The 7,060-nt window shown below is 56.1% G+C and carries 7 protein-coding genes; all 7 read right to left on the reverse strand.

Going from position 1 to position 7,060, the window contains the following annotated elements; genetic code table 11:
• Positions 1 to 17: 17 nt before the first annotated feature.
• Positions 18 to 1,820: an SWIM zinc finger domain-containing protein gene (locus FQ755_RS24150; protein WP_260858833.1), complete on the reverse strand. Its 1,803-nt coding sequence runs from the start codon at positions 1,818 to 1,820 to the stop codon at positions 18 to 20.
• An 838-nt stretch (positions 1,821 to 2,658) separates the two neighbouring features.
• Positions 2,659 to 3,513 (reverse strand): hypothetical protein, encoded by an 855-nt coding sequence (locus FQ755_RS24155; RefSeq protein ID WP_144157536.1) that lies wholly within the window; start codon positions 3,511 to 3,513, stop codon positions 2,659 to 2,661.
• A 606-nt stretch (positions 3,514 to 4,119) separates the two neighbouring features.
• Positions 4,120 to 4,905, reverse strand: a complete 786-nt coding sequence (locus tag FQ755_RS24160) for a DUF29 domain-containing protein (protein ID WP_144157537.1) — start codon at positions 4,903 to 4,905, stop codon at positions 4,120 to 4,122.
• A 225-nt stretch (positions 4,906 to 5,130) separates the two neighbouring features.
• Complete coding sequence (locus tag FQ755_RS24165) at positions 5,131 to 5,343, reverse strand: hypothetical protein (protein ID WP_144157538.1); 213 nt, start codon at positions 5,341 to 5,343, stop codon at positions 5,131 to 5,133.
• Between the two features lie 520 nt (positions 5,344 to 5,863).
• A complete protein-coding gene (locus FQ755_RS24170; protein ID WP_144157539.1) occupies positions 5,864 to 6,313 on the reverse strand; it encodes a hypothetical protein in 450 nt (149 codons plus the stop codon).
• 72 nt (positions 6,314 to 6,385) lie between these two features.
• On the reverse strand, positions 6,386 to 6,571 hold the full coding sequence (locus FQ755_RS24175) for a hypothetical protein (protein ID WP_144157540.1): 186 nt from the start codon (positions 6,569 to 6,571) through the stop codon (positions 6,386 to 6,388).
• Positions 6,572 to 6,626: 55 nt separating this feature from the next.
• Entirely contained in the window at positions 6,627 to 6,878 is a 252-nt protein-coding gene (locus FQ755_RS24180; protein ID WP_260858835.1) for a BPSL0761 family protein, read from the reverse strand.
• Positions 6,879 to 7,060: the final 182 nt, after the last annotated feature.

Genomic DNA, 7,060 nt, shown 5'->3' on the forward strand with positions numbered 1-7,060 from the left:
GTCAATCCATGATGCGTTTAGTGTAGTACGTCGAGTAGCTTGATGAAGTTGCGTTTGGCGCGATACATCGCGCGAATCTCACCGAGCTCGGCCGCGAACATGACCTGCTCGCCAAGCTTTGCCCGCAATCGGCCGATGGCCTGTACAACGCCGAATGCTTCCTGATACCGCGCGTTCCGTGTCCCGTTCTCCGCCGCGATTGGTAGCAGCCGATGATACAGCGCGATGGCGTCATGCGGATGCGTCTTCGCGCGAGCAACCGCCATTTGCGGCCAGACGTGCGCCGCGACCGGGCCGCCGCTGAAGGCATCCCAGGCGGCGTCACTGTCGGCCTCAGAGAGGAATATTTTGACCAGTTCGGTGCGGGTCAACGCCTGCCACGTGTTGCGCTTCGATTGCGCGGTTGACTCCTCCCGCTTTACGCTTGCCCAGAGATGACTGAGCGCGCGCTCACGGGTGGCATCATGTCTGGCCGTAGCGTCTGCGACCGTCATCAATTCTGCAAACCCTTCGGCGACAGGTCGCAAACCGAATCGCTGCCACGCGGCGGTATCGGCCTTCCCGAACTCATCGCGACGCAGGTATTCCTGAATGCAGAAATCGAGCAGTCGCTGGTCGATGGTCTTGCCCGATTCCGCAAGACCGCGTTCGGCCCATGCCAGAGCGTCGTCGTGACGTCCGCGTTCTGTACAAAGCTGCGCGACCAGCAAAAAGCGGTATGGACTCGACAGGTCCTTCGAACGGATGCGAATCAGCGCGTCAATATCGCCATCGCGTTCGGCCAGGGAACCCATCGCTCTTTCGAGCCGCATCCGCAGCGGTTCGAAAGACCGGCGAAATTCATTGCTGGGTGCGAGCGACGGCAGGGCATCCCAGCCTTTCTCGACGAGTTCGCGGTACCGGCGCAGTCCGATATCGCCGAGCGGTTCCGCGTACGCCGGAAGCACATCGTAGAACGTATCCCACGTACCTTCCGTCTGGAACCTGAACAGACGCCCGGCGAGCTCCGCTGCATCAGGCCCCGTCCGTCGGCAAGCTTCAAGGTGCACGCTCGCCAGCTCCATGATGGCCGGCATCACGTCGCCGCCCGAATCGTCAATCTGCTCGAGACTCTTTTCAGCGCCGGCAATCGCCAGTTCCGCGAGTTCGACGACCTGCGCGGCATTTGGCCCTTCAAGACGTTGACGCAGCATGTCGGCCAGCGACATGAGTCCGTCCCCATATGCACCGGCTTCGCGCCAGTCCAAAGCCCGGGAAACACGCGTTGCCTCGCGTACAGCTGTCTTCATGCCCGACAGGTCACTGGCATTCGCCGTGCGCGCGGCGAAAAGCAGCTTGTCGCGCAGGGTCATGTCGCGCTCGGCCGCTTCGAGCAGCAGTTCCCGCAGGGCGTCTTCTTTGAGCGTTGCGACGTACTCGCGAATCAATTCCTCGTAAGTCTTGCGCTTTTTACGAGGCTTCGCTGGTTTGGCCTCGTCGGGATGGAACACTTCTTCCCCCGAGTTCTCCATCCACGAGAGTGCGACGGCGACGGCATGCTTGCAGAAGATGCCATCGCCACCCACCGGACAATCACACTCGTATGTCAGTTCTCCGTCTTCGCCTACGCCCAGTTCAACGGTGTACCGGTGAGTGCCGCGCACGTTCGCAGTGAGTGCGCCATCGCACTCCTCCAGCCGCGAAACAAGGCCGTCATGGAAATAGGCGTTGCCCCGGGCAAAAGTCTTCGGGTCAGCAAGCGACTGGACCTCGACAAGGGTAATAACGTCATGAAAAGATGACTGGCGGGAGATAGCACACATCGGTTCGTTTCTCTGCATGGGGCAACGTGTAATTCTACGTCGGTAGACATCAGGACACTCTCTGCAACCTTCGCCCCTTGTCAATGCGGAAGTCCGTAGTTGTCAATCTCAAACAGCCTGACAGAATGATTTGAAACGCCTGCCGCGTCCCGGTCCTTCTCGGAAATCCCAGCCGCGGCGAAATATTCGGTTTCAGAACTCACCACTCCAAGTGGTCAACATCGTGGTCATTTGACGCGGCGAAAAGATGAACGGTCAGACGCCGACCGTGCTCACCATGAGCACGAGATAGTCAAAAATCTTCGGCGCAGCATCCCATCACGCCACGACCGGCGCCGTCGCGCTCCGCGTGTTTCGGCGAGGGACCGGCCTTTTGGGACGGCCACAGTTTTCTGCCTCAACTCAATTAGCGAATTCAACCGCGAAACGGCGGAACGATGGTATGTCGAACGAGAGCTCGATATTACTTTCGGCCAACTCACCAATTGGAATTAAAGGGCATCGTGCTGCCGCCTCGAACAGATTCGTCGAAAGTGTCTCCAGGTCAGCAGGCTTGTCCGGAAAGCCGACCCACTGCCTGACAATCCCTCTCTGGATTGTCCTTTCGAGCGCAGTCACAGGCAGAGCTGCCGTTGACGCTATGTGGGAGAGTTCTTTCGGTGTTTCAACACCCACGTCGCAACCGAGGTGGCAGTCTCCCATCCTTTCTCTGCGCCGTCGCGACACCTTTGAGCAATCTCCGTTTGAGCGGCTATCATGTCGTCGGCCATCGCAGTCCACTCCACACTAGCGTGGCCACCTGGTCTACGTCGACGGGGTCCTCGCCGTGAGGGAGGGCGTCGAACTATGTTTGCATTTATTTCCGTGCGGCGGACGTCCAATCCGTTTCTAAGCACTCGGGGTAGTGCATCATTCCCTGAGGAGGAAGTTGATATGTTTGCCCGGATTGCTCCGTTGAGCACTCCGGACCATGATTCCGAACACAATTGGATAGAGCAGAGCATAGCGGTGCGTCCTTCAAAATATGGGCATCCAGAATTACTGTGAACAGGTCGTATGTCTGTTTCAAATCCGAAACCGACAGCATCTTGGGGCGTTCGAAAGGATTCGTGCGAATCACCTCCGTCAAGTCAGCGATGTTTTGCGCGCGTGGCCTATAGCTCAGCTTGACATATTCATTCCGAATATCGGACAGGCGCAACCCCCCCATACTGTCCCCGTGGAGCAATAATCCGATGTCCGGCTGAAACGCTGTTCTTTCAAGCCCGGCTGCGAGTGGTATGACACACGCTGAATGGCAGCTCGCGGCAAGATATGTTAGCCGACCTTCATGGCGAACCAGTTGGGTGACGCAAGTATTTAATCCGCGGTCAAATATCAGGTCTGCAAGTCTTATGCTTTGAGAGACATCGCCACCGCTTGAGTCGAAGCAAATAGTGTTGACCTTGGGATGGTCATTCAACCACTTTGAGACGCGCTCACGAATGCCGATGAACAGCACGCCCGAGAGAATTTCTCCCTGAATCAGCAGAGCCGGCGTATTGCAGTGCAACGCGTCGGAGCATGCTTGCACGTTGTAAAGCGATGCTTCATGCTCCCCATTGACCATTGTGTCCCAGAATCGTTCACGCCCACACAACGCCATCGCTACTAATATGATTACTACCAGAGCTAGCAAAGAGAATAGCTTATTCAGTAGGCGGTCGCGCATGGTTTCCTTCAACTCCCCGATATTAGTTTAATTGGTGGATATATTACTACGAGTTTGTAAATATTCGCGGGTGTTTCTAAATCGAAAGGGGCGCCATGAGTGATGCGATGCTATAAAAAAGCAGTTAATTGCTTCTTAGCGGCTCACCGGAATACACGGCTCCATAACACGGTCACGACAGCCATGAAAATCATTCTGAGGGAGACCTCATGGTACTTATCTAGCGAATTAATGGGCGGAGACTCCCGGGCGGGCAGCCCCCGGAGGCCCCGAACTTTGCGGCGCAACCATGCCGAACGTGCTGCGCGAGCGAACGCCCTCTCAGCCTCTTGCGGCAGGTCCGTGACAACGTCAAATTCCCGGCCGTCGATGTACCCCGACAACGAAAATCCCGAGGGCCGCTGCGTCATCCACCCCACATAGCCCCATGCAAAGACTTGGGTCACTTCGCCTCCTTCGTCGATATCGCAAGTTTCAAGATGAGTTGATACGAATCGCCAGCAACGTCGCCAGCGTCAGCGGCAGGTATGCGTGCGATTCTTGCCATCGAGTCACACACGGATTATCTGCCCATGCGACTTCGTCGATACGCGGACGTAAGCAGATTCATCCCTCGGCGCAAATTTCCGGTACACGAAAGACAGTGCTTACGAGACGGCGCTTGACGAATTCTCGGGTGTGTTTCGGTGTTCGTGCGCGACGCACCTCCGCCTTGACCAAGCGTCCGAGCGTCCCAGATGGCATGGTGAGAATGGTATCCACCACATTAGGCGCGAGCATGCAAATCGTCAGTGCCATACGCGAAACCATCGCCCCCGCTTTTGCTTTAAGGCCTTGGGTAGGGCGCCCAACATCAATTCGGTGGTAGCGGATTCGAGCACCTCTTTTTCCGCCAACACGTATATACGTAGAGTCCATGTTGAACGCGAGGGCCTTCAGGTCCACGTGGCGAAGTTTCGACGCGTTGGCTGGAAACCAGCCCTCAGAAAGAACATCGTCGATTGTCCAAGGACATTCCGATGGAAACCAATCGAGTCCGTTTTCGGTCGCCGCCTGAGCGAGTGCGTCTGCCCATATCGACTGGAACGTTCGGGGCTCATCAATCGCGGAGCACAGACTCGGTGAGTCGTCCAGAATATCGGCAACATCCAGCCGTCGCGCCTCAATCATTGCCGAACGACTGTCGGTGCGCTCGGCTGGCAGTTGGTTCCACTTGAGTAAATGGGCGAGCAGGACCGACATCTGTCTGGCTAGCTCAACCAGTTCCGCCTTCGCGATATCTTCAATCTCATCGGCAAGATGCTCGATGTCCAGCAGGTCGAAACGACGTTCCCGCAGAAATCGGGCTTGTTCAAATGCCCACGCGCAGACATCCTCGTCATAGGTTGTCATCTGAACTCCTTGACAGACATGCCCTACGCCCTGCCGGAACGAAAGTCATCTCCGGATGATTGCGACCACAAAAATGGAGCCAACTATCAGTCCGAGCACCAGAGCTATCCGGCCGACCCACTCGACTACGAAATCGACATTTTTCTGCGAAGATGCAAACCGAAATAGCCATTTCATAGTTGCCTCGACCGGGTCGGACGTCGGATTCGCATAGCGAGTTCGGCCTTATAGGCCGAGAGGGTCCTTGTCTTCGGTTTGCGAATCTAAATATTCTTTGGCGGCCCACTTCCTATCGGTCTTGTATTTCTCGACAGATGCATCGTCAATGGCATAGTCTCCGTTCTCGGTGGGAGTTCCCGTTATCTTGCCGCGTTCAAGCAATAGCCTTATGTGTGGGCGACTTACGAAGAGGTACTTGGCTGCTTCTGCGACGTTCATGTCCAGTCTCCGAGGCCACCCTGCCGCAAGCGAGGCCAATGTCAACAAACCGCGGACTCCAAAGCAGGCGGCTGCGGGCCGTGTTGCTTAGAAATCCAGATGTCAAAAGTGACGGTAGCGAATTCACGTCGTACGCCTTGGAGGAATCGCATCGCGACATAGTCCACTGCATGCTCAATGTCGAATGTGACGCCTCTTCGAGCCGCGCCAACTCGTGTTTAGCCGATGCTGTTGGTCCCCTGGTAAGCTGTTGCGCTTGTCAAAGGATTGCCACCTTCAAAGTCTTGGGTACCGCGCCGGAGCAGAATCCCGGGCGCGGCGCCTTCTGGAAATCATAAGAAATCACCACGGTTCCGTTCATCTGAAAATCCTCGGGACCAATATGACGAGCACGAGGACCACGCCGAGCAACACTATCGCCCCGCCGAACCACTTCGCAACACAGTCGATGTTTTTCTGCGATGAAGCGAATCGGGTTAGCCACTTCATGTCTAAGCCCACTTGGTCAATGTCGATGGCATTACCTGTCGCCGGCCAGGAAATCGAACCAGTCCCATGAATAAACACAGTCCATAGGCATCGGGTCTTCTTCAATTAGCGGACGAGTCGAGTAAGCGATATGTTTCTGGAACATGCTTCGCGCCGGTTCCGGTATCTCCCGGAGGCGAATATATGGAACGTTACCGGCTACACGTACAGGAACATCAAGTTTCCGGGAACGTGGAGGCAGTTCCTCTTTTCCTGTCAACGCCACCGCAATTGCGCGAGCTACGAGGTCCCACACGGTCGTGGAGTAGCGTGGATAATCAAGCAAGCCTGCGCTTCCGATACCGCCCTGCCCATTCTCGTGTAGTTCGACCCGGTAGTCCGCGAGCGTACCATTCTTGATTCGCCCAATATCTGCGGCCGCGAACGCGTTGCGACCACTTTCGCGCCCGCCTGGCCAGATTTCGACAATTACTTTCAGCATGTTGCGGTACCTCCGCGACGTATATCGCGCGGGAAGTTACGAACTTGCACCGCGACGTCTGCGGATTCACTTCTATGCGTTGTAGTTTTTGTGCATCTCAGTAAGCCAATTTCGAATGTGCTGCTGAGCGCCTACATCGCTGATGCCTCGCGCCGAGTCTAGAAGCAAGAAATTCTGGATAAGCTCGCCCGGCTCAAGACAAAAATGGTAGGCACCGTCGACTGAATCATCGATTGCTACCACGTCGATGCGATTCATGACGTATCGATGAATCGGTCTCTGAGTCGCGGCGCGGTTTCCATGAGTTCGCGCTTCAGTTCTGATTTGGATGAGCCCAAACTCCGGGCAGTGCTAGAGCAGACACTTCCAGGTCGACATCCATCGGATAGTGTTTGAGCAGACCAGTCGCAACTGTCTCAATCAGACCCGAGATACTCACGGCGTCGGCTCTCGCAAGCAATAGCAAAAAGTCGCGCGTTTCGATAACCGCCTTCGTCCGCGCATCTGGTGTCGGCATATCAGCTTCGTCAATTGCATCCCGAAAAGTATCTTGCGACTTCCGCATGGTAAGCGGCTCGGCCCGACCGTTTCGCCATGCTGACTTTTCCAAAGCATGATGAGGGCGTTCAGATCAACGGAGCCAGTCAGCCATGTCGAACGCAGGGGGCGCAGCCCATCCCCGTCGCACGTACGCGCGAAAATTCAAGCAGCAGGTGATCAGAGAGACGTTGGTGCCTGGCATGTCGG

The sequence above is a fragment of the Paraburkholderia sp. BCC1885 genome (assembly GCF_900996235.1).
Taxonomy (GTDB): Bacteria; Pseudomonadota; Gammaproteobacteria; order Burkholderiales; family Burkholderiaceae; genus Paraburkholderia.